Annotated in this window: 25 protein-coding genes; 10 read left to right on the top strand and 15 right to left on the bottom strand. The window is 72.7% G+C overall.

Annotated features, from left to right (window positions below):
• Window positions 1-11 precede the first annotated feature (11 nt).
• A complete protein-coding gene (locus AFM16_RS33470; RefSeq protein ID WP_078636162.1) occupies window positions 12-485 on the top strand; it encodes a universal stress protein in 474 nt (157 codons plus the stop codon).
• A 24-nt stretch (window positions 486-509) separates the two neighbouring features.
• Here the strand turns inward: AFM16_RS33470 and AFM16_RS33465 are convergent, their stop codons facing one another.
• A complete protein-coding gene (locus AFM16_RS33465) occupies window positions 510-1,328 on the bottom strand; it encodes an alpha/beta fold hydrolase (RefSeq protein WP_078636161.1) in 819 nt (272 codons plus the stop codon).
• Between the two features lie 46 nt (window positions 1,329-1,374).
• Here AFM16_RS33465 and AFM16_RS33460 point away from each other — a divergent pair, with 46 nt between their 5' ends.
• Window positions 1,375-1,896 carry a MarR family winged helix-turn-helix transcriptional regulator gene (locus AFM16_RS33460; RefSeq protein WP_078636160.1) on the top strand — a complete coding sequence of 174 codons (522 nt, stop codon included), beginning with the start codon at window positions 1,375-1,377 and terminating at the stop codon, window positions 1,894-1,896.
• 31 nt (window positions 1,897-1,927) lie between these two features.
• Here the strand turns inward: AFM16_RS33460 and AFM16_RS33455 are convergent, their stop codons facing one another.
• On the bottom strand, window positions 1,928-3,046 hold the full coding sequence (locus AFM16_RS33455; RefSeq protein WP_078637172.1) for a CapA family protein: 1,119 nt from the start codon (window positions 3,044-3,046) through the stop codon (window positions 1,928-1,930).
• 280 nt (window positions 3,047-3,326) lie between these two features.
• Here AFM16_RS33455 and AFM16_RS33450 point away from each other — a divergent pair, with 280 nt between their 5' ends.
• The 3 genes from AFM16_RS33450 (at window position 3,327) to AFM16_RS33440 (ending at window position 5,323) form a co-directional block, all read left to right on the top strand.
• On the top strand, window positions 3,327-3,875 hold the full coding sequence (locus AFM16_RS33450) for a sigma-70 family RNA polymerase sigma factor (RefSeq protein ID WP_030798129.1): 549 nt from the start codon (window positions 3,327-3,329) through the stop codon (window positions 3,873-3,875).
• Between the two features lie 137 nt (window positions 3,876-4,012).
• Window positions 4,013-4,525 (top strand): hypothetical protein, encoded by a 513-nt coding sequence (locus AFM16_RS33445; RefSeq protein ID WP_030798128.1) that lies wholly within the window; start codon window positions 4,013-4,015, stop codon window positions 4,523-4,525.
• A gap of 141 nt (window positions 4,526-4,666) precedes the next feature.
• Entirely contained in the window at window positions 4,667-5,323 is a 657-nt protein-coding gene (locus AFM16_RS33440; protein ID WP_078636159.1) for a zf-HC2 domain-containing protein, read from the top strand.
• Between the two features lie 62 nt (window positions 5,324-5,385).
• Here the strand turns inward: AFM16_RS33440 and AFM16_RS33435 are convergent, their stop codons facing one another.
• Genes AFM16_RS33435 through AFM16_RS33425 form a run of 3 tightly spaced genes read right to left on the bottom strand, consistent with a single transcriptional unit; the run spans window position 5,386 to window position 8,888 of the window.
• Complete coding sequence (locus tag AFM16_RS33435) at window positions 5,386-6,249, bottom strand: Fpg/Nei family DNA glycosylase (protein WP_030798125.1); 864 nt, start codon at window positions 6,247-6,249, stop codon at window positions 5,386-5,388.
• Between the two features lie 48 nt (window positions 6,250-6,297).
• Window positions 6,298-8,385 (bottom strand): SpoIIE family protein phosphatase, encoded by a 2,088-nt coding sequence (locus AFM16_RS33430; RefSeq protein WP_030798124.1) that lies wholly within the window; start codon window positions 8,383-8,385, stop codon window positions 6,298-6,300.
• 53 nt (window positions 8,386-8,438) lie between these two features.
• A complete protein-coding gene (locus tag AFM16_RS33425; RefSeq protein ID WP_143648502.1) occupies window positions 8,439-8,888 on the bottom strand; it encodes a hypothetical protein in 450 nt (149 codons plus the stop codon).
• 139 nt (window positions 8,889-9,027) lie between these two features.
• Here AFM16_RS33425 and AFM16_RS33420 point away from each other — a divergent pair, with 139 nt between their 5' ends.
• The gene (locus AFM16_RS33420; protein WP_078636158.1) at window positions 9,028-10,452 is read left to right on the top strand and encodes a lipase maturation factor family protein; all 1,425 of its coding nucleotides are present in this window, start codon (window positions 9,028-9,030) and stop codon (window positions 10,450-10,452) included.
• 83 nt (window positions 10,453-10,535) lie between these two features.
• A complete protein-coding gene (locus AFM16_RS33415) occupies window positions 10,536-11,885 on the top strand; it encodes an amidase (RefSeq protein ID WP_078636157.1) in 1,350 nt (449 codons plus the stop codon).
• A 31-nt stretch (window positions 11,886-11,916) separates the two neighbouring features.
• Here AFM16_RS33415 and AFM16_RS38815 read toward each other — a convergent pair whose 3' ends face one another.
• Window positions 11,917-12,090, bottom strand: a complete 174-nt coding sequence (locus AFM16_RS38815) for a hypothetical protein (protein WP_107419207.1) — start codon at window positions 12,088-12,090, stop codon at window positions 11,917-11,919.
• A gap of 476 nt (window positions 12,091-12,566) precedes the next feature.
• Between AFM16_RS38815 and AFM16_RS33410 the strand changes: the two genes are divergently transcribed.
• The gene (locus tag AFM16_RS33410; RefSeq protein ID WP_030798118.1) at window positions 12,567-13,019 is read left to right on the top strand and encodes a hypothetical protein; all 453 of its coding nucleotides are present in this window, start codon (window positions 12,567-12,569) and stop codon (window positions 13,017-13,019) included.
• A 49-nt stretch (window positions 13,020-13,068) separates the two neighbouring features.
• Here AFM16_RS33410 and AFM16_RS33405 read toward each other — a convergent pair whose 3' ends face one another.
• From AFM16_RS33405 to AFM16_RS33385, 5 genes are all read right to left on the bottom strand, one after another.
• Window positions 13,069-14,562 carry an SDR family NAD(P)-dependent oxidoreductase gene (locus AFM16_RS33405; RefSeq protein ID WP_078636156.1) on the bottom strand — a complete coding sequence of 498 codons (1,494 nt, stop codon included), beginning with the start codon at window positions 14,560-14,562 and terminating at the stop codon, window positions 13,069-13,071.
• Between the two features lie 101 nt (window positions 14,563-14,663).
• Window positions 14,664-15,989 carry a wax ester/triacylglycerol synthase family O-acyltransferase gene (locus AFM16_RS33400; protein WP_078636155.1) on the bottom strand — a complete coding sequence of 442 codons (1,326 nt, stop codon included), beginning with the start codon at window positions 15,987-15,989 and terminating at the stop codon, window positions 14,664-14,666.
• A gap of 102 nt (window positions 15,990-16,091) precedes the next feature.
• On the bottom strand, window positions 16,092-17,312 hold the full coding sequence (gene glgC / locus AFM16_RS33395) for a glucose-1-phosphate adenylyltransferase (RefSeq protein ID WP_030798111.1): 1,221 nt from the start codon (window positions 17,310-17,312) through the stop codon (window positions 16,092-16,094).
• A 69-nt stretch (window positions 17,313-17,381) separates the two neighbouring features.
• Window positions 17,382-18,545 (bottom strand): glycogen synthase, encoded by a 1,164-nt coding sequence (gene glgA, locus AFM16_RS33390; RefSeq protein WP_078636154.1) that lies wholly within the window; start codon window positions 18,543-18,545, stop codon window positions 17,382-17,384.
• A gap of 39 nt (window positions 18,546-18,584) precedes the next feature.
• Window positions 18,585-19,346, bottom strand: coding sequence for a (2Fe-2S)-binding protein (locus AFM16_RS33385; protein WP_179123339.1), 762 nt, complete (start codon window positions 19,344-19,346; stop codon window positions 18,585-18,587).
• A gap of 209 nt (window positions 19,347-19,555) precedes the next feature.
• Between AFM16_RS33385 and AFM16_RS33380 the strand changes: the two genes are divergently transcribed.
• Window positions 19,556-20,695 (top strand): DMT family transporter, encoded by a 1,140-nt coding sequence (locus AFM16_RS33380; protein ID WP_078636152.1) that lies wholly within the window; start codon window positions 19,556-19,558, stop codon window positions 20,693-20,695.
• On the opposite strand, the gene AFM16_RS33375 is transcribed toward AFM16_RS33380, so the two are convergent.
• Complete coding sequence (locus tag AFM16_RS33375) at window positions 20,685-21,848, bottom strand: transglycosylase family protein (RefSeq protein WP_078636151.1); 1,164 nt, start codon at window positions 21,846-21,848, stop codon at window positions 20,685-20,687. The two genes, AFM16_RS33380 and AFM16_RS33375, sit on opposite strands and share 11 nt — an antisense overlap.
• Window positions 21,849-22,031: 183 nt before the next feature.
• Between AFM16_RS33375 and gnd the strand changes: the two genes are divergently transcribed.
• On the top strand, window positions 22,032-23,477 hold the full coding sequence (gene gnd, locus AFM16_RS33370) for an NADP-dependent phosphogluconate dehydrogenase (protein WP_078636150.1): 1,446 nt from the start codon (window positions 22,032-22,034) through the stop codon (window positions 23,475-23,477).
• 1,007 nt (window positions 23,478-24,484) lie between these two features.
• Here the strand turns inward: gnd and AFM16_RS33365 are convergent.
• From AFM16_RS33365 to panD, 3 genes are all read right to left on the bottom strand, one after another.
• The gene (locus AFM16_RS33365; RefSeq protein ID WP_078636149.1) at window positions 24,485-25,129 is read right to left on the bottom strand and encodes an aspartate/glutamate racemase family protein; all 645 of its coding nucleotides are present in this window, start codon (window positions 25,127-25,129) and stop codon (window positions 24,485-24,487) included.
• Window positions 25,130-25,135: 6 nt separating this feature from the next.
• Window positions 25,136-25,483, bottom strand: a complete 348-nt coding sequence (locus AFM16_RS33360) for a GNAT family N-acetyltransferase (RefSeq protein WP_030798611.1) — start codon at window positions 25,481-25,483, stop codon at window positions 25,136-25,138.
• Between the two features lie 70 nt (window positions 25,484-25,553).
• On the bottom strand, window positions 25,554-25,973 hold the full coding sequence (gene panD, locus AFM16_RS33355) for an aspartate 1-decarboxylase (protein ID WP_030798614.1): 420 nt from the start codon (window positions 25,971-25,973) through the stop codon (window positions 25,554-25,556).
• Between the last annotated feature and the right edge of the window lie 142 nt (window positions 25,974-26,115).

Genomic DNA, 26,115 nt, shown 5'->3' with positions numbered 1-26,115 from the left:
AGCCTCGGGGGGTGACGGAACAGCACGCGCCGCAGCCCGCGCACCGGTTCGAACGGGGTACGGACGGCCCCAAGGTGATCCTCGTCGGGGTGGACGGCTCCGATTCGTCGCTGCGGGCCGCGGCCTACGCGGGCGGTCTGGCCCGCCGCCAGAACGCCCTGCTCGCGGTGGTGTACGTCCAGCCCGTGATGACGGCGGGCGCAGCGCTCGGGGTGTCGGTCGCGGAGACGACCGACGAGATCGCGGAGGACCTGGTCGCGCAGATCCGGGAGGCGACCGAGCGCACGCGCGGGATATTCGACGTGCGCTGGGAGTTCCACACCTTCCGCGGGGACCCGTACAACGGGCTGGTGAAGGCCGCGGACGAGCTGAAGGCCGACGCGGTGGTGGTGGGCGCCTCCGAGCAGGCCGGCCACCGGATCGTGGGATCGGTGGCCGTACGGCTGGTCAAGGCCGGGCGATGGCCGGTGACCGTGGTGCCGTAGCCCGCCGCGGGCCGACTCGGCCGGTCAGAGGGTGCGCAGGAAGTCCGTGATCACGGCGGTGAACTCCTCGGGCTTCTCCATCATCGGGTAGTGCGCGGTGCCCTCGATCAGCACGGACCGGCCGTCGCGGACGGTGTCGGCCAGGCGCTGCGCCGCGGCGAGCACGTCGGGGGTGTCCAGGGCGCCGTTCAGGGTGAGCACCGGGACGTCGATCTTCGGCACCCGGGACCAGGTGTCGGTCACTCGCACGTGCCGGTCCTTCTCTCCGGGCCTGTGCTTGGAGAGGGTGTTCAGGGCCATCTCGGTCAGCCGCCGCGGGATGTCCGGGTCGACCTCGTCGAGCGTGCGGTGTGGGCCGGGCACGAAGCTCAGGAACGCCTTCAGCCAGCCCTCGACGTCCCCGGCGGCCAGGCAGCGGGCGGTCTCCGCCTGGATCTCCCGGTGCCAGGGGTCGGTGTCCCGGAACTCGCCGGTGGAGGCGCCGGCCACCACGGCGGCGCGCACCAGCTCCGGGTGTTCGAGCAGCGTGTCGGTGACGATCACCCCGCCCATCGAGACACCGGCCAGGACGGCGGGCCCCGCGTCGAGGTGGCGCAGCAGCGCGGCGAGGTCGTCGGGCCAGCGGAAGGGCCGGGTGGCGTTGGCGGAGGCGCCGTGGCCGCGGACGTCGGGCGCGATCACCCGGTGGGTGCGGGCGAGCGCCGGGATCACGTCGTCGAAGACCCGGTGGTCGACGAATCCGGAGTGGATCAGGACCAGCGGATCGCCGGATCCGGCCTCGCGGTAGGCGAGGTCCCCGTCGGCGGAGGCGAAGTACGTCATGTCCGAAGCAACGGCAGTCATGACAACCAAGGTGTCATCTTACGAGGAATTTGGCAACCAAGGTGTCATGTTGCCGGGGGTGCATGATGTGGGGGTGAACGACACCGCCCCGCCGCCTCCCGCCGACAGCCCCCTCCCACCCGACGAACTCGGCCACCGGCTCACCGAGGTCTTCGATCTGGTCGGCCCGCTCTACCGGCGCGCGCTGCGCAAGGTCGAACAGGGCGAGGCCGTGGAGGGCGCGTCCGTCGGGGTCCGCTCGGTGCTCGATCTGCTGCGCCGCAAAGGCGATCTGACGGTCCCTCAGCTCAGCCGGATCCAGGCGCTGAGCCGGCAGTTCGTGCAGCGCATGGTCAACGACGCGGCGGCGCACGGGTGGGTGGAGATCCTCCCCAACCCCGCGCACCAGCGGTCGTCGCTCATCCGGATCACCGAGGAGGGCCGGACCCTGATCGCCACCGTCCTGGACCGGGAGCACACCCTGAACCGCCAGGTCGGGGGCGATCTGACCGACGCGGAGGTACGGGCCTGCGTACGGGTGCTGCGGGAGATGCTGAGGACGTTCGACCACGTCGACGTCGACGACTGACCGCCCGCCCCCGCACCCGCCGCCGGCTCCCCTACTCCCCCATCACCAGCCCGTCCTTGGCGGCGCCCCGGCTCAGGACGACGTCCCGGATCCGGTCGCGCACGCCCTCGACGGCCGCGCCCTGGGCGAGGACCTGGTTGAGGTTGACCACCCGGCCCGCGTCGACGTCGTACATCTGCGGCACGAACTCGGCCTTGCGCACCTCCCAGCGGCCGCCGGCCTTCGCGGGCGGGGCGAAGGTGAAGCGGGCGACGGTGGACTGGTTGCCGCGCGGGTCGCGGGCGCCCGCGTTGTTGAACATCTCGCCGGCGACCTGGTCGCCCATGCCGTAGACCACCCAGGTGCCGTTGACCTTCTCGTACGCCTGCGGGACATGGGCGTGGGTGCCCAGGATCAGATCGATGTCGGGGCGGTCGCCGGTGCGGGATGCGGTGAGGGCGCGGGCCAGGGTCACCTGCCGGTCGTCCGGCGCGTCCTGCCACTCGGTGCCCCAGTGCAGGGAGACGACGACCACGTCGGCGCCCGCCTGCCGGGCGGCCTTGGCGTCGGCGAGGATACGGCCCTCGTCGATCAGGTTGACGGTCCACGGCTGCCCCTCGGGCAGCGGGATGCCGTTGGTGTCGTAGGTGTAGGCGAGGTGGGCGACCTGGGCCGGACCGGCGCGCATCAGCGTGATCGCGCTGCCCTCGGCCTGGGTGCGCGCGGTGCCCGCGTGGCGCACGCCGGCGCCGTCGAGCGCGTCGAGGGTGCGCTGCACGCCGGCGGCGCCGTCGTCGAGGCTGTGGTTGGAGGCGGTGGAGCAGCCGTCGTAGCCGGTCGCGGCGACGGCCGGGGCGATCTCGGGCGGGGACTTGAACACCGGGTAGCCGGTGTAGAGGCCGTCCGCGCCGTACACGGTCTCCATGTGACACAGCGCCAGATCGGCGCGGGAGACGACCGGTCGGATGCCCTCGAACATCGGGCGGAAGTCGTAGCCCGCGCCGCCGGCGTCGAAGCGCGCCCGGTCGATGACCGAGTCGTGCGGGACGATGTCACCGGAGGCGACGAGCGTGAAGCCGCGGCCGGCGGCCGGCGCCGGGTTCCCGGCCCGGTCCGCCGGGCGGTCGTCGCGGGCCTGGCAGGCGGCGGCCGCGGCGAGGATCGCGGTCATGGCGAGCGCCACCTGGTGTCTGCGGGCGAGGAACACCGGTTCACCTCAATTCTGACGCATTGTCATATTTACGCACGTACCACCTTTAGCTCATCGACGCGAAGGGGACGCCCCGGCACTCCCGTCGCCCGGCCCGATGCGCGCGATCGGCCTAGACGCGGTCGGCGCGGTCGGCGCGGTCCGACCGTTCGTCGTACCGTTCGCCGACGCGATCGACCGTCCGCCGCACGCCCGCGTGCGCGCCCTGTCCCGAAACCGTCCCTTGCGATGCCATACGCGCATGACCGCCGGGACCGCCCTCACCACCAGGACGACGACCGCCGAGCACGAGCTGGCCGCACTCCAGCGCGAGCACGGACGGCCGCTCTTCGCGCTGCTCCTGAGGCTCTGCGACGGCGATCGCCAGCGCGCCGAGGACCTCGTCCAGGAGACCCTGGTGCGCGCCTGGCAGAACCCCGAGGCGCTGCGCGCCGACGCCTTCGACTCCGTACGGCCCTGGCTGCTCACCGTCGGCCGGCGGCTCGCGATAGACGCGCGCCGGGCCCGGCAGGCGCGCCCCGCCGAGGTCGGGGACGCCGTCCTGGAGAACGCGCCGGTCTGCGCCGACCACGCCGAACGGGCCGCCGCGACCCTCGATGTGCGCGAGGCTGTGAAGACACTCACTCCCGAACACCGTGACGTCCTGGTGCTCGTGTACTTCCGCGGGGCCAGTGTGGCGGAGGCCGCCGAGACCCTCGGCATCCCGCCCGGTACCGTGAAGTCGCGCGCGTACTACGCGCTGCGCGCCCTGCGCCGGGTGCTTCCCGGTTACGCGCCCGACCTGGGCTGAAACCCGGCGTCGAGTCAAACCTCCGTAAAGTGCCTTGCCGTGGACCTCGGTTGAGCAGTCGGGTGTCCTTATCCGTGTTCCGGACCGGCGATCCCGGCATCGGGCGACGCGCACGCACCGGAGGAAGGCAGGAAGGGATGCTGCACAGAGGTCATCGGAGCACGGAAGGCCCCGGCGGCGGTGAACTCACCGTTCCCATGGCCTGGTTGTACGCCGAGTACATCGCCGACGAACTGCTGCGGACCGGCGATCTCATGCCGCCGACGTCCTTCGAGTTCCGCGCCGGGCGCGACGCGCTGGCCCTGACCATCTTCCTCTCCGACACCGACGGGGAACTGCCCGGCATCCGGGTCGTGACTCAGTTGGAGACCTGGCTTTCGCTCACGGCGTACGACCAGCCGTGGCAGAACTGGGTCGCGGAACGTATGTCTCAACTGAAGGCGGAGGCCGCCCGGTCGGACTCCCCCGCCCCCGATCTCGATCTGGCCGAGGCCGCCTGGCGCTGGCTGGAGGAGACCGAGCTGCTGGCGCCGGATCTGAACGCGGTTCCGGGCGGCGCCCCGGCCGGCGAGGACGAGGGTCCGAAGGTGTGGACGCCCGCCTGGCAGCTCGGTCTGCCCCTCGGCCACCTGGCGATTCATCTTTTCTAGATTCACACCAATCCGCGCGCGCGACCGCTCCGAACACCTGGGTCACGATTCGGTACGTGGCTTGAGTGATTCGGGTGCCTGGTCCGTACCGGTGGGAGCAAGGAGTAACCCCACTGGCACCCAAAGGCACGAGGTTTCGGCATGAGGTCCCTGGAAAGGCATCGCGACGTCGCCGCGTACGCGCTCGGCGTGCTGGACGAGGCGGAAGCCTTCCGTTTCGAGGACCACCTCATGGAGTGTGCGAGCTGCACCGCGCAGGTGACCGAATTCGGCCCCACCGCACGGCAGATGATGCTCTACCGCCGCGCCACCCCGCGCACGGTGCACCCCTTCGCGGGTCCCGGGCCGCGGCTCCTCGACCGGCTGCTCGGTGAGGTGGCGGCCAGGCGGCGGGCCGCCCGGCGCCGGCTGATGTTCGCCCTCGCCGCCTCGGTGGTCGTGGCCCTCGCCGGACCCGCCGTCGCGATGATGGCGGGCGGGGACGGCGGCGGTGACCCGGTCCGGGTCACCGCGACCGACGAGAAGTCCGGGGTGTGGGCCGAGGTCACCGTGGAGGACGCGGCCTGGGGCAGCCAGATCGAGCTGAAGGTGAAGGACGGCGCCGGTCCCCGGCCCTGCCGGCTGGTCGCCATCGGCCAGGACGGCTCCGAGCAGACCGTCACGAGCTGGACCGTCCCGCTGCACGACGCCCGCCCCAACACCATGCACGGCGGTGCCGCCTGGCACCCCGAGGAGATCGTCCGCTACGAGCTGCGCACCGCGACCGGCGAACACCTGGTGACCCTGCCGGTGGACTAGCCGCCGAGGCGATCTACCAGGTCAGGGCCTGTTCCAGGTCGGCGCCTGTTTCAGGTCGGCGCCTATTTCAGCAGCCGGGACATCCGGCGGTCCGCCAGCGGCTTCCCGCCCGTCTGGCAGGTGGGGCAGTACTGGAGCGACGAGTCGCTGAAGGACACCTCGCGGATGGTGTCCCCGCACACCGGGCACGGTTCCCCGGTCCGCCCGTGCACCCGCAGCCCCGTCTTCTTCTCCGCCTTCAGCCGCCCCGCGGCCAGGCCCCGGGAGCGGTCGACCGCCTCGGTGAGCGTGCCGCGCAGGGCCTCGTACAGCGTGTGGATCTCGGCCGGGGTGAGTGACGCGGCCAGCTTGAACGGCGACATCCGGGCCGCGTGCAGGATCTCGTCGCTGTAGGCGTTGCCGACCCCCGCGATCAGACTCTGGTCCCGCAGGGCGCCCTTGAGCTGACGCCGTTCCCCCGACAGCAGTGCGGCCAGCCGCTCCTCGTCGAAGTCCGGGGCCAGCGGGTCGGGGCCGAGCCGGGCCACCCCGGGCACCTCCGCCGGGTCCCGGACCACGTACACCGCGAGCCGCTTCTGGGTGCCGGCCTCCGTCAGGTCGAAGCCCTCACCCGTCTCCAGGGCCACCCGCAGCGCGAGGGGTCCCTTGCCGGGCCGGGGCGGTCCGTCGGGCAGCCGGTCCCGCCAGTGCAGCCAGCCGGCGCGCGCGAGATGCGTGACGAGATGCGGTCCGCCCTCCGTCCGGAAGTCCAGGAACTTCCCGAACCGGTGCACGGCGGTGACCTCGTGCCCCTCGACGGCGGTGAGCGGCGGGTCGTACGTCTTCAGGACGCTGATCGCCACCGGCAGGACGCGCACGATCTCTCGGCCGACGACACGCTCGGTGAGGAAGTCCTTGAGCGCTTCGACCTCGGGGAGTTCCGGCATACGTTCCAGAGTGCCACGCGGGACGGCAGGCGCTGCGGAGCGGCGGCGTCAGGACTCGTCCGGTACGACGAACTCGCACCACACGCACTTGCCGCCGCCCCGCGCCTCCACGCCCCAGACGTCCGCGAGCAGGTCCACCAGGAGCAGTCCCCGTCCGGAGACCCCCGACTCGCCCGCCTCGCGGCGGCGCGGCAGGGCGCTGGAGGAGTCCTCGACCTCGACCCGCAGCCGCCGGTCGGCGCCGGTGAAGGCCCGCAGGGTGACGATCGCGGCGCCCTCGGTGTGCATCAGGGCGTTGGTGATCAGTTCGTCGGCGACCAGCTCGATCTCGTCGGCGTGGTCGCGGGCGCCCCAGGCGCGGACGGCGGCGCGGATCATGTGGCGGGCCCCGGTGAGGGCCTCCGGGTCGCCGGGTGCCACGTGCTGCTGGAGCCGGCCGCCGGTGCGCGGGGTGTCCTGGCCGCGCCGGCGCAGCAGGAGCAGGGCCACGTCGTCGTCCCCGCCGCGCTCCTCGGCGACCTCGATCAGCCGGTCGGCGAGCCCGCGGACGTCCTCCGGGCCGGTGGCGATCAGGGCGGAGAGGCTGAGCATGCCGTCGTCGACGTCGGCGCCGGGCTGTTCGACCAGGCCGTCGGTGCACAGCAGCAGGGTGTGGCCGGGGTCCAGTTCGATGGTGCCGACGGGGTATTCGAGGCTGCCGAACTCGGCGGAGAGCCCCAGCGGCAGCCCGCCGGGGACGGAGATGCGCCGGCAGGTGCCGTCCCGGTCGCGCAGCAGCGGGTCGATGTGCCCGGCGCGGACGAGCTGGACGACGCCGGTGGACAGGTCGGCCTCGGCGTACAGGCAGGTGGCGAAGCGGTCGGTGTCCAGTTCGTGCAGGAAGACCGAGGCGCGGGCCATCACCGTGGCCGGGGTGTGGCCCTCGGCGGCGTAGGCCCGCAGGACGATGCGGAGTTGGCCCATGACGGCGGCCGCGTGGGTGTCGTGGCCCTGGACGTCGCCGATGACCGCGCCGACCCGTCCGCCGGGCAGCGGGATGACGTCGTACCAGTCGCCGCCGATGTCACGGCCCAGGGAGCCGCCGATGGTGGCGGCGCGGTAGCGGACGGCGATGTCGGCGCCGGGCACGCCGGGGATGGTGCGCGGCAGCATGGCCTGCTGGAGGCCCTGCGCGATGTCCTTCTCCTGCTCGTAGAACATGGCGCGCTGGAGGCTCTGGGCGATGCTGCTGCCGAGCGCGACGAGGATGTTGCGCTCCTCCTGGGTGAACCCGGCGCGGTTGCTGTAGAGCAGGCCCATCGCGCCGATCGGGTGGGCCTGGACGATCAGCGGCAGATAGGCCGCCGAGGTGATCTTCAGGTCGGTGATGTGCGGCCAGAGCACGGGGTAGCCGGCCGCGAACTCCTCGGGCGACTCGATGAACCGGGGGGTGAGGGTGCGCACCACCTCGCTCATCGGGTACGGCTCGTCGATCCGGGTGACGAGGGTGCCGGGGACGAAGCTGCCCTCGGGGCCCTCGGCGACCAGCCGGATGCGGCCCGCCTCGACCAGGCCCATGACGAGGCTGGTCGCGCCGAGGTGGGTGAGCCCGTGGGTGTCCTTGAGGACGTCGATGACGTCCTGCACGGTCCGGGCGTGGGCCAGGGCGGCGGTGGTGAGCTGGACGACGTTGGTCTGTTCGCGGCGGGCGTCGTCCAGGGAGGCGTCGTCGGCACGGGCGGCGAGGGCGCTCAGCTCGTCGGTGGCGTCACGGACGATGCCGACGATCCGGCGCGGGCGGCCCGTCCCGTCGCGCCGGATGTAGCCCTGGGTGTGGGTCCAGCGCAGGGTGCCGTCGCGCAGCCGCATCCGGAAGTAGGCGCCGTAGTTCTCGCTGCCGTCCTTGATCGCCTGGGAGACCAGTTCGTCCAGGCGGATGCCCTCGGCCGGCGGTACGCGCAGGCCGAGGGAGGCGGGGTCGCCGTCGAACTCGTCGGGCCTGAGGTCGAAGATCTCGTGCGCCCGGGCGTCCATGTGGAACTGCCCCGAGTCGAGGTCCCAGTCGAAGCTGCCCATGCGGTTGAGCGCCAGGATCGGATCCGGGTGGGCGGGCCAGTCGTCCGGGAGTGACAGGGCGCTCGCTCCCCGATCAACCATGGGCCCACCTTGCCAGGGTTTGTCCGATTCTTCGACCGGGGAGCGGCCGAGGGTCACCGTCCGCCGGTGAGGGCGTCGACGGGACTGGCGAAGACGGTGTCGGCGGACACTCCGGCTTCCTGGAGTTCTTGGAGTCCCTGGAGTCCGGCGTCGGGCTCTTCCGGGACCAGTCCGTCGGCGTCGGCCGTGTCGGACTCGTCGGGCCCGTCCGGGACCAGACCGCCGCCGTCGGGCAGGTCGGGCACCTCGGGAACGGTCTCGGGACCGAGGCCGTCAGGGGAAAGGCCATCGGGCGAGAGGCCGTCGGGGGAAAGACCGTCGGGGGAAAGACCCGACTCCAGGTCGGAGCCGAAGGGCTCGGCGAGCGCGTCGCGCGCCTCCCCGGCCGGGACGACCAGGCGGGTGCCCGGTGCCGGATCCGTACCGGCGTCGCCCCGCCCGGCGGCGAGGACCGTCGCGGCGATCGCGGCGACGGTGAGAAGGACTGTCGTGGGTAGTCGCACCGCGTTCTCCCGTATCACCCGATGTCATGTCGATGGCACTTCGTCCCTTATTGTCTGCTTCACTCGCCAGGGTTACGCAAACGGAGGACGCGGACACCCTGGGTGACGGGTCCGGAATGGAACGAAGGAGCGCACGGCCGTGGAGTGGTTCACCGCACCCGAGTACGGGCTGAGCCGGCTGGTCTTCCAGCGGGCGCTGGCCGCCGTGTACCTGGTGGCGTTCCTGACGGCCGCCCTCCAGTTCCGGGCGCTGCTCGGCGAGCGCGGGATGCTGCCGGTCCCCCGGTTCACCGCGCGGGTGGGCTTCCGGCGGGCGCCGAGCCTGTTCCACTGGCGCTACTCCGACCGGCTCTTCGCGGGCTGCGCCTGGACCGGGTGCGCGCTGTCGGCGGCGCTGATCGCGGGGGTGGACGGGCTGCTTCCGCTGTGGGCCGCGATGCTGCTGTGGGCGCTGCCCTGGGCGCTGTACCTGTCGATCGTCAACGTCGGCCAGACCTGGTACGCGTTCGGCTGGGAGTCCCTGCTCCTGGAGACCGGGTTCCTCGCGGTGTTCCTCGGCAACGACGAGGTGGGTCCGCCGGTGCTGGTGCTGTTCCTGCTGCGCTGGATCCTGTTCCGGGTGGAGTTCGGGGCGGGGCTGATCAAGATGCGCGGCGACGCGTGCTGGCGCCGGCTCACCTGCCTGGACCACCATCACGAGACCCAGCCGATGCCCGGCCCGCTGAGCTGGTTCTTCCACCGGCTGCCGAAGCCGCTGCACCGGGTCGAGGTGGCCGCCAACCATGTCACCCAGTTGGCGGTGCCGTTCCTGCTCTTCACCCCGCAGCCGCTGGCGACGGCCGCGGCGGCCCTGATGATCCTGACCCAGCTCTGGCTGGTGCTCTCCGGGAACTTCTCCTGGCTGAACTGGATCACCATCGTGCTGGCCGTGTCCGCCCTGGCCCTGCCCTCCGGCGACCGCTCCTTCCCCGCCGCCCCGCTCTGGTACGAGGTGGTGGTGTGCGCCGTGGCCGCGCTGCTGCTCTTCCTGAGCCACCGCCCGGTGCGCAACATGCTCTCCCGCCGCCAGGTCATGAACCGCTCCTTCGACCCGCTCCACCTGGTCAACACCTACGGCGCGTTCGGCAGCGTGAGCCGGGTCCGGCACGAGGTGGTCGTCGAGGGCACGCTCGACGAGGTCCCGCGCGAGGACTCCGACTGGCGGGAGTACGAGTTCAAGGGCAAGCCGGGTGATCCACGGCGCTGGCCGCGCCAGTTCGCGCCCTACCATCTGCGGCTCGACTGGATGATGTGGTTCGCCGCGCTCTCCCCCTCCTACGCCGGCGCCTGGTTCGGAGCGCTGGTGGAACGGCTCCTGGAGAACGACCGGGACACGCTGAGGCTGCTGCGCCGCTCCCCGTTCCCGCCGGACCGGCCGCCCCGGCACATCCGGGCCCGCCTCTTCCGCTACCGGTACACGAGTTGGCGCGAGCTGCGGGAGACGGGCGCGTGCTGGGAGCGGACGTACGTGCGCGAGTACCTGCCGCCGACCCGGCTGGCGACCACAGGAGAACCATCGCCGTGACGGCCTCTCGACGTGGGCCCGGCGGCGCGGCACAGTTCTCCTGGGTACTCGTCAGTAACGCCACGCACACCGAGGGAGTCGCCGTGACCGACTGGGCCGGCCGGACCGCCGTCGAGATCGCCGCCGCCGTACGCGCGAAGGAGGCCGCGCCCCGGGAGGTGGTGGCCGGGCACCTGGCGCGGATCGAGCGGCTGGACGCGCGCATCGGGGCGTTCCGCGTGGTGCGGACGGAAGCGGCGCTGGCCGAGGCCGACGAGGTGGCCGCCCGCCCGGACCTGGCCGAACTGCCGCTGGCCGGGGTGCCGGTGGCGGTCAAGGACAACATCGCCGTACGGGGCGAGGCCACGCTCGTGGGGTCGGCCGCGACCCCGGACACGCCGGCCGGCGCCGACCATGTCACGGTGGCCCGGCTGCGGGCGGCGGGCGCGGTGGTCGTGGGGCTGACAAATGTGCCGGAGCTGTGTGTCTTCGGGACCACCGAGGGCGTGTACGGCACCGCCCGCAATCCGTGGGACACCTCGCGCACGGCGGGCGGTTCGTCCGGCGGCAGCGCGGCCGCGGTGGCCGCCGGGATGGTGCCGCTGGCGCTGGGCAACGACGGCATGGGCTCCCTGCGCATCCCGGCGGCCAACTGCGGTCTGGTCACCATCAAACCGGGCCACGGGGTGGTGCCGGCGGGGATCGGTGAGGGCGACTGGTTCGGAATGTCGGAGAACGGCCCGCTGGCCACGACGGTGGCGGACCTCCGGCTGATGCTGTCGGTCCTCGCGGCCGCCGACGTGGCACCGCCCGAGGAGGCGCCCGGGGCGCTGCGGATCGCCGTCTCGGCGCGCAGTCCGCTGGCGGGGGTCGGGGTGAGCGCGCCGTACGCGGGCGCGGCGCGGGACGCGGCGGGGGTGCTGATGCGGGCGGGCCATCAGGTGCGGCGGGCCGAGCCGCCGTATCCGCTGTCGCTGTCGGTGACGTCGCTGGCGCACTGGACGGCGGGCACGGCGGTGGACGCGGCCGGTCTCGACAGCCGGCTGCTGACCCGGCGCACCCGGGTGCACGCGGCGATCGGCCGACGGTTCGTGAACCGGGTGCGGGACGGCGCGGCGCGGGAGGGGCTGCGGCGCCGGCTGGAGCCGTTCTTCGCGGAGTACGACGTGCTGCTCACCCCGGCGCTGGCGCGGCGCTCGCCCCGGTCCGGGCCGTGGCACGAGCGGGGCTGGCTGCGCAATGTCCTGGCGAACACGAACTACTCGCCGATGACCCCGCCGTGGAATCTGACCGGCTGGCCGGCGATGGCGGTGCCCTTCGGCACGCTGCCGTCGGGTGCTCCGGCCGCCGTACAGCTCGTGGGGCGGCCGGGTTCGGAGGGGGAACTGCTGCGGGTGGCGGAGCAGTTGGAGTCACTGCGTCCGTGGCACCGGACCGCCCCGCTGGAGGACTAGAGCCTGTCGGGGCGGTGTCCGGCCGGGAGGGTCAGTCCACGCTGGGCAGGATGTGGGGCTCGGCGAGGTCGTCCTCGTAGCCCGCGAGGCGGATCGGGGCGGAGCGGGCCCACACGTCGAGGCTGCGGATGTCGCCGGGCCTGCGGCCGGCCCGCTCCGGGCGTTCCTTGGGACGTTGCTCGCGATTCGTCTTCTCCGGTGTCACCGCGCACTCCTTATGTGTCGGGTCACCCTCGGGGCGTGCCGGTCAGTCTGCGATCCGGCGCTGAACGCTCCCTGGGGTCTGGCTGGAGCCGGTGGCGACGCTGTGGTGCCGGTGGCTCCGAGGAGAGCTGGCCGTTGTGAACCGGCTTGTCCCAGACGGACGGTGGGTGTGGGTGGCACTCCGTCCTGCTGTCCGTCGGCTACAGAGTAACCAGATGAGCGGGGGGTCGCTCGATAGGGCTGAAAATTTGGGGTAACCATGGCACGTCACCCGTATGTCCCCGCAGGTGAATTGAACCTTTATCCCTGTAAAAGCACCCACCGTGTTCACCCGTCCGGCGTACACGTGTCACGGCCGGGGCGGCTCCGGGAGCGTCCGGTGCGCAGTTCAGCCGGCGTTCGCCCGGCGGCAAGCGGGCCATGGTCTGCTGACGTACCGAACGGCTGTCTCGCGGGTGGACTCGGGAGGACTGACGCATGGAGCTGCGCGGCGTCGAGGAGCTGATGGACCTGCTGTACGCCTGCCGGGGCGTGCGGGACACCCCCGGGAGTCCGGGCGCTCCCGGGCCCGATCTGCACGAGCACGCGCTCCGCACGGCCGCGCTGCTGCGCCGAAGCCGCCCCGCGGACAAGGAACTCCAGCTCACCGGGCTGGTCCAGCCCATAGGCCGGCTGCTGCGCCCCACCGACCCCGCGGGCCGTGCCGAGCGGGCCGCCGAGGCCGTCCGTCCGCTGCTGGGCGCCCGGGTCGCCCGTCTGGTCGGGCTGCACCCGTGGCGCGGCGTCCCGGCGGACGACGATCTGCTCCGGCTGCGTCAGGCCGCCGAGGACGGCAGGACCGCCGGGTTCGACGCCGGGGTGCTGGAGGACTGGCGGACGGTGCTGGAGCTGGTCGCCGCCCGCAACGCCCGCCTCGGGGCGGTCGATTGAGGGCGCACCGCCGAACGACGGCGCGCCGCCCCCTAGAAGTCCTCCCGCGTCACCACTTGCCCGGCACGTAGTCCTTGAGGAAGACCCCGTACACGTCGTCGCCGGTCTCGCCGCGCACCACGGGGTCGTAGACCCGGGCCGCGCCGTCGACCAGGTCGAGCGGGGCGTGGAAGCCCTCCTCGGCCAGCCGCAGCTTGTCGTAGTGGGGGCGCTCGTCGGTGATCCAGCCGGTGTCGACCGAGGTCATCAGGATGCCGTCGGTCTGGAACATCTCCTGGGCGCTGGTGCGCGTGACCATGTTCATCGCGGCCTTGGCGGCATTGGTGTTGGGGTGTCCGGCGCCCTTGTAGCCGCGGCCGAAGACGCCCTCCATCGCGGAGACGTTGACGACGTAGGCGCGCTTGCTGCCGGCCCTGCGCGCGGCCTCGGCCATGGCCGGGCGGAGCTTGCTGATGAGGATGAAGGGCGCGGTGTAGTTGCAGAGCTGGGTCTCCAGCAGCTCCACCGGGGAGATCTGCTCGATGGTCTGCACCCAGGTGTTGGTGTCGACGACGTCGGGGACCAGCCCGCCCGCGTCGATGGCGGTGCCGTCGAGGTGCCGGGCCACGCTGGCGTTGCCGGCGACCAGCGCGAGGTCGGCGACCTGCTGGGCGTCCAGCCCGCTGATGCCGAGGGGCAGCGCGGCCAGACCGTCGACCGCTCCGGAGTTGAAGGCGCCGATGACCTGGTGGGCGGGCAGCTCACCGGCGGGCAGCGGGGCGCTCTCGCCCTCGACCAGGGCGGCGTAGGCGGTGGGCAGCCGGCGGACGGTCTGCGTCGCGTTGTTGATCAGGATGTCGAGCGGGCCCTGCTCGGCCACCTGGTCGGCCAGCGCGACGGCCTGGGCCGGGTCGCGCAGGTCGATGCCGACGACCTCCAGGCGGTGGATCCAGTCCCCCGAGTCGTCCATCGCCGTGAAGCGGCGGATCGCGTCCTTGGGGAAACGGGTCGTGATCGTGGTGTGCGCGCCGTCGCGCAGCAGCCGCAGCGCGATGTACATGCCGATCTTGGCGCGGCCGCCGGTGAGCAGCGCGCGCTTGCCGGTGAGGTCGGCGCGGACGTCCCGCTTGGCGCGGTTCAGCGCGGCGCACTCCGGACAGAGCTGGTGGTAGAAGTAGTCGACCTCGACGTACCGCGTCTTGCAGGTGTAGCAGGAGCGCGGGCGCTGGAGTATCCCCGCGATCTTCCCGGCCTCGGTGACCGAGGACGGCAGGATGCCCTCGGTCTCGTCGTCGATGCGCTGCGCGGAGCCGGTCGCGGTGGCCTCGGTGACCGCCTTGTCGTGGGCGGTCTTGGCGGCCCGGCGCTCCTGGCGGCGGCGCTGCTTCACCGTGCGGTAGATCCCGGCGGTCGCCCGGCGCACCGCGATCGCGTCGGGGTGGTCGACGTCCAGCTTGTCGAGCTCGTCGAGCACGGCGAGGCAGACGGCGAGCCGCTCGGGGTCGATGCCGGGGCCGTAGACCGTCTCGTCCATGGCCGCCGGGCCGTCCTCTGTCACCGTCATCGCGCTGCCGTTCCCTGATCGCCGTGCGGCGCTCCGACCGCGCCCGCTTTCGAACGGGGAAGTCTACGGAGCGCCGGGCCCCTCCTCCAAACCCGTTCCGGTCAAGGGCGGCAGGCCGTGATGAGTGTCTCCATCTCGGCGGTCAGGGCGTGCGCGAACCGGTCGAGATCCGGTACGGCCTCGGCGTCGGCGACCAGCCCGTAGTGGACCCGGCCGCGGTACGTCGAGACGGCGACCGCCAGGGACTGCCCGGCGGCGAGCGGGGCGTACGGGAAGACCTCGTCGACCTGGTTGCCGCCGAGCTTCAGACCGATGCCGGGCAGCGGGACACTGGTGACCAGGATGTCGAACCAGAGCCGGGCGGCCTGGCCGACCAGCGGTCCGCCGAGCCGGTGGCCGAGCGCCGGGACATGGTCGGCGAGCAGGGCGACGGCGCCCGCGCCCCGGCCGGGTCCGGCGTCCTTGTTGCGGTCCATGGCGGTGCGGACCTGCGCGAGCCGGCCGAGCGGGTCGGGGTCGTCGACCGGAAGCCGTATCAGGTACCCGGAGAGCCGGTTGCCCTGCGGGTGGGCGGTGCGCGGACGGCGCTGGGAGACCGGGATCAGGGCCCGGGGCCGGATGCCCTCGCTGCCGTCGCCGCGCTCGTCCAGCCAGCGGCGCAGCGCGCCGGCGACCAGGGCGATCAGGACGTCGTTGACGGTGCCGCCGACGACCTTGCGGACCCGGTGCACGTCGTCGAGGTCGAGGACGACCCCGGCGGTGCGGCGGGTGCCGGTGGGCTCGGCGGTGAGCGCCGACGACGAGCGCACCCCGAGGGTCGATACGGCGACGGAGGCGCCGATGTCGAGGGCGCGGCCCACGTCGGAGACGGCGCCGCGCAGCAGTCCGGGCAGCCGGCGCACGTCGGGCAGCAGACCGCGGGCGGGCTCGGCGGGGCGCGGCCGGGGCGCGGGCATGTCCAGCGGGTCCAGCACGGCGGCGGCCAGGGTCAGGGCGCGCAGTCCGTCGGCGAGGGCGTGGTGGAACTTGAAGAGCACGGCGAAGGACGACCCACCGGTCTCGCCCGGGATGACGTGGGCCTCCCACGGCGGGCAGCCGCGCTCCAGCGGGCACTCCATGAGCCGGCCGGCCTCGGCCTGGAAGTCGGCGGCCGCCGGATGCAGCCGGACGTGGTGGGCGGGGTCGAAGTCCGGGTCGCTCTCGCGCACCGCCCGCCCGAAGCCGAGCGGTCGCCACCGGTCCCGGATCCGCATGCGCAGCCCGGGGACGGCGGCCGCGCGGGCGGCCAGCAGGTCGGCGGCATGGGCGGCCGCGGCGGGCGAGTCCGCCGAGAACACCCCGAGGGCGCCCAGGTGCATGGGGTGCTCGGGCGAGTCGATGCTCCAGAACGCCAGGTCGAGGGGTGCCAGCAGATCATCAGCAGTCACGGGCTTGCCTCGCGTCGACGACGGGTGGACCGTCAGTCAACCCCGCACGGGCGATTACGGTCAAGCACGCTCATGCTACGCACAGTTAACAGCGGATTAAGTTCAGGGCACCCGCTGCCCCTTGCCCAGGGCGATCACCCCGGCCTTGGACACGGAGTACAGCTCGGCGTCCCGTTCCGGGTTCACACCGATGGTCGCACCCGGGGGCACCTCGACGTTCTTGTCGAGGACGGCGCCGCGCACCACCGCGCCCCGTCCGACGCGCACGTTGTCGTGCAGGATCGCCCCCTGGACGACCGCGCCCGGATCGACCACCACGCCCGGTGACAGCACGGAGCGGGTGACCTGCCCCCGGATCAGACAGCCCGCGCTGATGATCGACTCGCTGGCCATGCCGCCGGAGTTGAACCGGGCGGGCGACAACTGGTTGGCGTGGGTGTAGATCGGCCAGTCGCGGTTGAACAGGTTGAACGCGGGCCGCTCGGCGAGCAGGTCCATATGGGCGTCGTAGTAGGCGTCGAGCGTGCCGACGTCCCGCCAGTAGCCGCGGTCGCGGCTGGTCTCGCCGGGCACGTGGTTGGCGCTGAAGTCGTACAGCCGGGCCTCGCCGCGGGCGGTGAGCTGGGGCAGGATCGAGCCGCCCATGTCGTGCACGGACTGCTCGTCCTCGGCGTCCCGCTGGAGTGCCTCGATCAGGGCCTTGGTGGTGAAGACGTAGTTGCCCATCGAGGCGAACACGCACTCCGGGTCGTCCGCGAGACCGGGCGGGTCGGCGGGCTTCTCCAGGAACCGCTGGACGGTCTGCCCGTCGGAGCCCGGGGTGATCACCCCGAAGGCGGAGGACTCGGCGCGCGGGACCCGGATCCCGGCGACGGTCACCCCGGCACCGCTGTCGATGTGCTGGGCGAGCATCTGGCGCGGGTCCATGCGGTACACATGGTCGGCGCCGAACACCGCGACGTACTCGGGCCGTTCGTCGTGGACCAGGTTCAGCGACTGGAGGATGGCGTCGGCGCTGCCCAGGTACCAGCGCGGGCCGAGCCGCTGCTGCGCCGGGACCGGCGTGATGTAGTTGCCCAGCAGGCTGGACATCCGCCAGGTGGTGGTGATGTGCCGGTCCAGCGAGTGCGACTTGTACTGCGTCAGCACGCAGATGCGCAGGATGTCGGCGTTGACGAGGTTGGACAGCACGAAGTCGACGAGGCGGTAGGTGCCACCGAAGGTGACCGCCGGTTTGGCGCGGTCCGCGGTGAGGGGCATCAGGCGTTTGCCCTCGCCGCCCGCCAGCACGATCCCTAGCACCGAAGGTCCACCACGACGCATGGGCCGCTCCCCTCACCCTGGTAGAACCATGGTTGTCGGTAGAACCATGGTTGCCCCCGGCGGCCGAAACTAAGCCTGTTTGAGGATCTCCTCGTACAGGGCGACCGTGCGCCGGGCCACGGCGTCCCAGCCGAACTCCCCGACCGCGCGCGCCCGTCCGGCCTCCCCCATCCGGCGCCCGGCCTCCGGGTCGCCGAGCAGCGCGTCCAGCGCCCGCGCGAGACCCGTCTCGAACTCCTCGTCCAGGGTGACGAGCGTGCCGGTCACGCCGTCCTCCACGACCTCCGGGATCCCGCCGACCCGGGAGGCCACGACGGGCGTCCCGCACGCCATCGCCTCCAGATTGACGATGCCCAGCGGCTCGTACACCGACGGGCAGACGAACACGGCGGCGTGCGTGAGGAGTTGGATGACGTCGGGGCGCGGCAGCATGCGCGGGATCCAGTGCACGCCGTCCCGGGCCCGGCTCAGCGCGCCGAACAGATCGCGGAACTCCTGCTCGATCTCCGGGGTGTCGGGCGCGCCCGCGCACAGCACCACCTGCGCCGCCGGGTCGATGTCCCGTACGGCGCGCAGCAGTTGGGGGACGCCCTTCTGCCGGGTGATCCGGCCGACGAACAGCACGAACGGCCGGTCCGGGTCGAGCCCGATCCGGGTGAGCGCGTCGGTGCCGTGGTCGGGCCGGTACAGGGTGGTGTCGATGCCGTTGTGCACGACGCGCACCCGGTCCGGCGCGAGCGTCGGATAGCAGGCGAGGACGTCCTCGCGCATGGCCGAGGAGACGGCGATCACCGCGTCGGCGGCCTCCACCGCGGTCCGCTCGGCCCAGCTCGACAGGGCGTAGCCGCCGCCCAGTTGCTCCGCCTTCCAGGGCCGCAGCGGCTCCAGCGAGTGCGCGGTGACGACGTGCGGAACGCCGTACAGCTCCTTGGCGAGATGGCCGGCGAGCGCCGCGTACCAGGTGTGGGAGTGCACGAGGTCGCGGCCTTCGAGGGCGGCGGCCATGGCGAGATCGACGGAGAAGGTGCGCAGCGCGTCGTTGGAGCCGTCCAGCGCGGACCAGGGGCGGTGGCGCCGGACGCCCTCCGCCCGCTCCTTGACGGTGCCCTCGCCCCAGCAGTGCACATCGAGGTCGACGAGCCGCCGCACCTCGCGGGCGAGGAACTCGACATGGACGCCCGCCCCGCCGTACACGTCCGGGGGGTACTCCCGAGTCAGCAGTCCCACACGCACCCGGAACCCCCCGTTCTCCTCGGCCGGTTCCTCACATGGTCACCCAGACCGGCCGTGCGCGGAAGGGCGCGGCGGCCGTGTGAAGCAACAGTCGCCGCAGACGCCTCCGCCGGGCACCCGGTAGTAGAGGCAGCAGCTACGGCGGCGGAAGGCGGTCCCCGGTTCCGTCAGGGTGCCGGTGGGGGCGAGCAGGGGGTGGGTGAAGAGGTCGGCGGTGAGGGCACGCGCGTGCGCGGCGGCATCGGGGCGGCCGTGCGCACGGGCCCACTCCTGGAGCTGCCGGGCGGCCCCGGCCAGCGCCGACGCGGCGTTGCCGCGCAGCAGACCGGGGGCGAGGCGGTGGCGGGCGCGCAGGGTGGTGGCGAGGGGTTCGAGGTGGGCGTCGAGGACGGTCGCGACGAGCGACGCCGTATCTGCCGGTCTCGGGCGGATCTCGGCCGGCCACAGGTCGTCGGGGGCGCTGCCGTCCGGGTCCCAGCGCAGCAGCCGGGGATCGAGGTCGGGGATCCGGCCGTACAGGACCGCGCAGCCCAGCGTGATCGACCAGAGCCGGGCCGCGAGCCCCTGCTGCGCGATCGAGGCGGCCACCCGCTCCTCGGACGTGCGCAGCGCCCGCCCCACCTTCCGGACACGGAAAGTCAGCGGATCCCGGTAAACATCCCATGTTCGGTTCTCGTACACCTCCGCCAGGGTCGGCAGCGGGCGGGGCGGAACTCCGGCCGGGCGTAGGACGAAGAAGCCGCCGAGCGGGCGGAGGGCCGGAAGTGCGGGGTCGAGGTCCACGACGTGCAGTAGTACCAAGGAGGTCGGGGTCGGCGATCGGGGGGATCCCCCAGGGGTCACCCACCTGAGGGAGGACCGGGGGCCGGTCGTACTCCATCGGCAGTAGGACCCAATGCGTGCTCAGGGACGACGACGGGAACAGATCGACAGGGCATCGTGTTGCTCATGGAAGCCGACCGTTCGCCACGCCGGGCCCCGTGCCCCGCCCTCACGCAGAGGAGCAGCTCATGAGCGCCCTCGCGTTGTCCGTGGTTCTGTCGTTGGTGTCCGCCGTGGCCTACGCCGCCGGCGCGATCGTGCAGGAGCGGGTCGCGGTGTCCTCCCCGGACGCCGAACAGTACGCGCCGCTGCGCCGCGCGAGCTGGTGGGCGGCGGTCGCGCTGAACGGCCTGGGCGGTCTGCTCCATGTGGTGGCGCTCGCCTACGGCCCCCTGTCCCTGGTCCAGCCGCTGGGCGCGCTGACCATAGTCTTCGCGCTGCCGATGGCCGCGCTCTTCGTCGGCCGCAAGGCCGGTGCGACGGCCTGGCGCGGCGCGATCATGGCGACGGTCGGTCTGGCCGGTCTGCTGTCCCTGGTCGGCGCCTCCGACGCGCAGTCCCTGAGCACCCCGCAGCGGATCACGGTCGCCGTGGTCACCGCCGGCGCGGTGGTGGCGCTGATGGCCGCCGGGCGGGCCGCGCACCGGCACCCGGCCGTGCGCAGCGTGCTGCTGGCGACCGCGTCCGGTATCGCGTTCGGCATGTCCTCGGTGTTCACCAAGACCGTCGCGGTCGACTGGACCGGCGGCGTCTCGGCGGCCGACGTGCCCTCGCTCGCCGTGATCGGCGTCCTCGCCACCGCCGGCATCCTGCTCTCCCAGGCGTCCTACCGGGGCGCGGGCCTCGCGGCCCCGCTGGCCACGCTGACCGTGGTCAACCCGGTGGTCGCGGCCGCCGTCGGCATCACGATGTTCGGCGAGACGTTCCGCTACGGCAGCACGGGCACCCTGCTCGCGCTGGGCTGCGGTGTCGTCGCGGCGGGCGGGCTGATCCTGCTGACGACGGAGCGGTTGCAGGCGGCGCGGGCGGAGGGCGCGGACGCGGGCGCGGGCGCGGGCGCCGTGGAGACGTCCGAGGGCGGCCTCGAGAAGGCGGCGGTGACCGCCGAGCCCGTGCCCGAGCCCGTGCCCGTGGTGCTGCGGAAGGGCACCCTGGTGCCGGCCGCGGACGTGCTCGTAGCGGCGGCCGCCGGGGAGACCGTCCACGGCGACGACACCCCCGACGACCCCGACGGGGACGCGCCGGTCTTCTTCCACGGCTCGCTCTACGGCGGCGCGTACATCCCGATGCCGGTCGTGGACCGGCATCGGGTGCGGATCAAATCCTGACGCCACCGGCCCGCAGATAGCCCAGCGGGTCGACATCCGTACCGAACCCGGGCCCCGTCCGCACCTCGAAGTGCAGATGCGGGCCCGTGCTGTTGCCCGTGGAACCGGATCTGCCGATGCGCTGGCCGCCGCTCACCGACTGCCCGTCCCGGACGGAGATCGCGGACAGGTGGGCGTACTGGGTGTAGCGGCCGTCGCCGTGCCGGATGACGACCTGGTACCCGAAGGAACCGCCCCAGCCCGCGCTGACCACCGTGCCCGCGCCGACCGCCTTCACGGAGGTGCCGGTGGGCACGGGGAAGTCGACGCCCGTGTGATAGCCCTTCGACCAGGAGGAACCGCTCGCGTGGTACGGCGTACCGGCGGCGGCGCTGACGGGGGCGACCAGGGAATGGCCGGTTTCGGTTCTTTCCTTGGACTTGGCCTTCTGCTTGGTCTCCGCCGGCTTGTGGCTCTCCTTGTTCGGCTTCTCCTTGTTCTGCTTCTTCGCCGGGGCGTCCACGCGCAGCCGTTGGCCCGGGATGATCAGGTCGGGGTCGCCGCCGATGGTCGTGCGGTTGGCGGCGTACAGGCCACGCCAGCCGCCGCGGACGTCCTGCTCGTCGGCGATGCCGGAGAGGGTGTCGCCGCGGACCACCGTGTACATCTCGGCCTTGCCCGCGCGGGACTGGGGTGTGGCCTGGGGACGCACGTCTTCCAGGGAGGTCTTGGTGGTCTTGGTGGTCTCCTTGGCCTGCCCGGACGTGCCGTTGGGGTGGATGGCGGGGGTGTCGCCGCCGCGGGTGAGACCGGCCCGGACCGAGCAGACCGGCCAGGCGCCGGGCCCCTGGCCGTCCAGCACCTTTTCGGCCACCGAGATCTGCTGGTCCCGGGTGGCCAGATCCGCGCGCTGCGCGTACCGCTTGCCGCCGTACGCCTCCCAGGTCGACTGGGAGAACTGGAGCCCGCCGTAGTAACCGTTGCCCGTGTTGATGTGCCAGTTGTTGGTGGACTCGCACGCGGCGACCTTGTTCCAGGTGTCCACGTCGGCCGCCTGGGCCACGCCGGTGCCGATGAGCGGTATCGCCATGCCGGCGCCGCTCGCGGTGACGGTGAGCGAGGCCCGGTTGATCCTGTTCGGCTGATACCGGCGGTGCCGGCCGCGTACGGCCATGGAGATCCCCCTCGACATGCGTCAGGAGGGGCAAAAATAAGGGCCGCCGACCGGCCGGGACAAGGCGGCAATCAGCCGCCCTGGTCGCGGGTGCGGCCATGTGGGGACGGGCTGGATGGAGCACCATGGGTACGGGATTTCTTTCGCAGCCGGATCCCTCTCCAGCCTTGAGGAGCCAGTCGTATGACCACCTCCACGTCAGCCCAGATCGGCGTCACGGGACTCGCGGTGATGGGCCGCAATCTCGCCCGCAATTTCGCGCGCAACGGCTATACGGTCGCGCTGCACAACCGGACCGCGGCGCGGACGCACGCCCTGGTCGAGGAGTTCGGCGAGGAGGGCATCTTCGTCCCCGCCGAGACCGCGAAGGAGTTCGTGGAGGCCCTGGAGCGGCCCCGGCGCCTGGTCGTCATGGTGAAGGCGGGTGAGCCGACCGACGCGGTGATCCAGGAGTTCGCCCCGCTGCTGGAACCCGGCGACATGATCATCGACGGCGGCAACGCGCACTTCGCCGACACCCGGCGCCGGGAGCGCGAGCTGCGCGAGCAGGGCATCCACTTCGTCGGCGCGGGCATCTCCGGCGGTGAGGAGGGCGCGCTGCACGGGCCGAGCATCATGCCGGGCGGCCCGTCCGAGTCGTACGACTCGCTGGGGCCGATGCTGGAGCGGATCTCCGCGAAGGCGGCGGACGGCGCGCCCTGCGTGACGCACATCGGTCCGGACGGCGCCGGTCACTTCGTGAAGATGGTGCACAACGGCATCGAGTACGCCGACATGCAGCTCATCGGCGAGGCGTACCAGTTGCTGCGGGACGTCGGCGGGTTCACGCCGGCGGAGATCGCGGACATCTTCCGCACCTGGAACACCGGGCGGCTGGACTCGTACCTCATCGAGATCACGGCCGAGGTGCTGTCGCATGTGGACGCGGCGACCGGGCGGCCGTTCGTGGACGTGGTGGTGGACCGGGCGGAGCAGAAGGGCACCGGGCGCTGGACCGTGCAGATCGCCCTCGACCTGGGGGTTCCGGTGTCGGGCATCGCGGAGGCGGTGTTCGCGCGGTCGCTGTCGGGGCACGCGGCGCTGCGGGACGCCTCGCGCGAGCTGGCGGGGCCGACGCCGACGCCGCTCGGCAGGGAGGAGGCGGCGGCCTTCGCGGACCGGGTGGAGCAGGCGCTGTACGCCTCGAAGATCGTGTCGTACACCCAGGGCTTCCACGAGATCGCCGCGGGCAGCGAGGAGTACGGCTGGGACATCGACCTGGGGGCGGTCGCGTCGATCTGGCGGGGCGGCTGCATCATCCGCGCGGCGTTCCTGGACCGGATCCGCGCGGCGTACGACGCCCGGCCCGACCTGCCGAGCCTGCTGTCGGACGCCACGTTCGCGGAGGAGATCGCGGCGGCGCAGGACGACTGGCGTGAGGTGCTGGTGTCTGCGACGCGCAAGGGGGTCCCCACACCCGGCTTCGCGGCGGCCCTGGCGTACTACGACGCGCTGCGCGCCCCACGACTGCCTGCGGCGCTGACCCAGGGCCAACGGGACTTCTTCGGCGCGCACACGTATCGGCGTGTGGACCGCGAGGGCTCCTTCCACACGCTGTGGGGCGGGGATCGGGGGGAGGTGGAGGCGTAGGGGGTGGTGGGCGGGGGCGGGTCTGCGGGTGCGGGCCGGTGGGGGTGTTCGCGCAGTTCCCCGCGCCCCTGGGGGGTGACGGTGGGCGTCGCGTGAGGGGGTGCCGGGGGCGGCGGACCCTGCGTCTGCGGCTGCGGCCCGGTGGGGGCTGAGCGCGCAGTTCCCCGCGCCCCTGGGGGGCGGCGGTGAGCGTCGCCTGAGGGGTGCCGGGGCGGCGGACCCGACGTATGCGGCTGCGGGCCAGTGGGGGCTGAGCGCGCAGTTCCCCGCGCCCCTGGGGGGGTGACGGTTGGATCCCATGGCTACGGGCCGGTGGGGGCTGGGCGCGCAGTTCCCCGCGCCCCTGGGGGGCGACGGTGAGCGTCGGCTGAGGAGTCCCCGTGGGGGGCCGAGCGGGTGAGTGCCCGGAGCGCCGCCGGGTACGCGGGGGAATAGTCCAGAGCCGACACCGCGACCCTGCCGGGAGCCCCCGATGACAACCCCACCCCCCGTCCCCCCGGACCCGTACCCCACCCCGGTCCCACCCCCGACGCCTCCCCCGGGCCCGGACCCGACCCCAGGCCCTGACCCGATCCCCCAGCCCCCGGCCCCTCAACCCCCGGTCCCCCCGGACCCCATCCCCCCGGGCCCGGAACCAACTCCGCCCCCAGAACCGGGCCCACCCCTCACCTAACGCCAACCGTCACCCCCCTAGGGGCGCGCGGAACTGCGCGCCCGGCACCCCTCAGCCAACGCCCACGCTCACCCCCTAGGGGCGCGGGGAACTGCGCAAACAACCCACCGGCCCGCACCCGCAAACACCGGGCTAACAGCAACCGAACCCTTCAGCCGACCCCCACAGTCACGCCCCAGGGGCGCGGGGAACTGCGCGCCCGGCCCCCACCGGGCCCGCAGTCGCAGACGCCGGGGTCAGCTGCCACGGGACCCCCTCACGCTACGCCCACCGTCATCCCCTAGGGGCGCGGGGAACTGCGCGAACACCCCCACCGTCCCGCAGCCACGCAACCTCACCCCTGGGACGCCGCCCAAGCAGCCGCCGCAAGCCCCAGCCCAGGACTGGCCAGCACAGGAACGGACGTGATCGTCAGCTCCCGCGCCGGCGCCATCGACGCCTGCGCAAGGACAATCACGTCGGCATCCACCCCGCTCACCGCATCCGCAGCACCCGCGACCAGCCGCACATACCCCTCACCGTCCCCCACAGCGAAACGCTCGAACGCACCAGGGACAAGCACCGCACGAACCGTGACGCACCGCCCCGCCCGCCCCGCCTCCTCCTCGATCAGCTCGGTCGTAGGCGCGATCGTGCTCTCCACAGTCGCCAGGACAACGATCCGCGCCCCCGCAGCCACCGCCGCCGCGGCCATCGGCCGATCGACCCGCAGGACAGGCACCCCGACCACAGATCCCGCGGCCTCCGCCACCGCCCCGATCGTCGAACAGGTACAGAGCACGGCACGCGCACCCCCCGCAGCCACCCGCGCAAGAACGCCACGGATGTCGTCGGCAACCGCGTCCGGCCCATGCTCACGGGCCCGCGACAGCAGCTCCTCATCGACGTGGTGCCGCAGCTCCAACCCCGGATGGGTGTCATCGCGCAGGGCATCGAAGACCGGAACGTGGACAGGCGAGGTGTGCAACAGCGCAAGCATCGCCGTTCAGAACCGCCCCGGATGCGCGCGCAGCCAGTCCTTGGCCGCGCCGAGCAGCTCAGGATCGGCGGCCGGTGCCTCCTCCGGATGCCGGGCGGCCCACTTGACGACGTACGGGCAGAGCGGGGCAACGGGGACGCCCTCACGCGCGGAGATGCCGTACAACTCGCGCGCGAGGGACCCGGCGATGCCCTTCCCCTCATGGGCGGGCTCGACGATCGTGTGCACCGGGACCAGCGCCGGCCGGGGCGCCTCCAGGACGAAGTACTCGATGCGGCCCACGACCTCACCGCCGTCCCCGACGGCTTCGAGGCGCCCCGCCGCCCGGTCGTCCCGGATCTCGATGCCGCTCACGGTGCCGCTCTTGGGGTCGCTCATGGGGTCGCTCATGGATGCTCCCGGTGCGATGCGTACGGTGTCCCCGTCAGGCGGTCACTGCCTGCGGGCTGCGCTGCTGGTCGGAGCCCGGTACCGGCTCCGAGGGATCGGCGCCCAGCGTCACGATGCGGTTGTCGCGGTCCACGTGCACGACCCGCGGCACCAGCGCCCGCGCCTCGGCGTCGGCCACCTGAGCGTAACTGATGATGATCACCAGATCACCGGGGTGCACGAGGTGCGCGGCGGCACCGTTGATCCCGACCACCCCGGACCCGCGCTCCCCCTCGATGACGTACGTCTCCAGCCGCGCGCCGTTGGTGATGTCGACGATGTGCACCAGCTCTCCCGGAAGGAGATCGGCGGCGTCGAGAAGATCGGCGTCGATGGTCACGGATCCCACGTAGTGCAGGTCGGCCTGGGTGACGGTGGCACGGTGGATCTTGGACTTGAACATGGTGCGCAACATCGGGACACTCCCAAAAGTAGGCTCCCTGCCTGCGTATATGCAGGTCAAGGGCTGTTTCGACACCTTACAACGCGTCGCACGTCCGGACAGCCTTCCCCAGGTTTTCCTGGACTCATGCTGACCACTTGCCGACTTCCCTGAC

The organism is Streptomyces antibioticus (assembly GCF_002019855.1).
Lineage (GTDB): Bacteria > Actinomycetota > Actinomycetes > Streptomycetales > Streptomycetaceae > Streptomyces > Streptomyces antibioticus_B.
This window is presented reverse-complemented; position numbering and strand designations above follow the sequence as displayed.

Excerpts from the sequence above, each read along its gene's own strand:
- AFM16_RS33430 (WP_030798124.1), bottom strand. The coding sequence starts at position 8,385 with ATGGTTGATCGGGGAGCGAGCGCCCTGTCACTCCCGGACGACTGGCCC.
- glgC (WP_030798111.1), bottom strand. The coding sequence starts at position 17,312 with ATGCGTCGTGGTGGACCTTCGGTGCTAGGGATCGTGCTGGCGGGCGGC.
- gnd (WP_078636150.1), top strand. The coding sequence starts at position 22,032 with ATGACCACCTCCACGTCAGCCCAGATCGGCGTCACGGGACTCGCGGTG.
- AFM16_RS33410 (WP_030798118.1), top strand. The coding sequence starts at position 12,567 with ATGGAGCTGCGCGGCGTCGAGGAGCTGATGGACCTGCTGTACGCCTGC.
- panD (WP_030798614.1), bottom strand. The coding sequence starts at position 25,973 with ATGTTGCGCACCATGTTCAAGTCCAAGATCCACCGTGCCACCGTCACC.
- AFM16_RS33460 (WP_078636160.1), top strand. The coding sequence starts at position 1,375 with ATGTTGCCGGGGGTGCATGATGTGGGGGTGAACGACACCGCCCCGCCG.
- AFM16_RS33380 (WP_078636152.1), top strand. The coding sequence starts at position 19,556 with ATGAGCGCCCTCGCGTTGTCCGTGGTTCTGTCGTTGGTGTCCGCCGTG.
- AFM16_RS33450 (WP_030798129.1), top strand. The coding sequence starts at position 3,327 with ATGACCGCCGGGACCGCCCTCACCACCAGGACGACGACCGCCGAGCAC.
- AFM16_RS33440 (WP_078636159.1), top strand. The coding sequence starts at position 4,667 with ATGAGGTCCCTGGAAAGGCATCGCGACGTCGCCGCGTACGCGCTCGGC.
- AFM16_RS33435 (WP_030798125.1), bottom strand. The coding sequence starts at position 6,249 with ATGCCGGAACTCCCCGAGGTCGAAGCGCTCAAGGACTTCCTCACCGAG.
- AFM16_RS33445 (WP_030798128.1), top strand. The coding sequence starts at position 4,013 with ATGCTGCACAGAGGTCATCGGAGCACGGAAGGCCCCGGCGGCGGTGAA.
- AFM16_RS33405 (WP_078636156.1), bottom strand. The coding sequence starts at position 14,562 with ATGACGGTGACAGAGGACGGCCCGGCGGCCATGGACGAGACGGTCTAC.
- AFM16_RS33365 (WP_078636149.1), bottom strand. The coding sequence starts at position 25,129 with ATGCTTGCGCTGTTGCACACCTCGCCTGTCCACGTTCCGGTCTTCGAT.
- AFM16_RS33465 (WP_078636161.1), bottom strand. The coding sequence starts at position 1,328 with ATGACTGCCGTTGCTTCGGACATGACGTACTTCGCCTCCGCCGACGGG.
- AFM16_RS33375 (WP_078636151.1), bottom strand. The coding sequence starts at position 21,848 with ATGGCCGTACGCGGCCGGCACCGCCGGTATCAGCCGAACAGGATCAAC.
- AFM16_RS33455 (WP_078637172.1), bottom strand. The coding sequence starts at position 3,046 with ATGACCGCGATCCTCGCCGCGGCCGCCGCCTGCCAGGCCCGCGACGAC.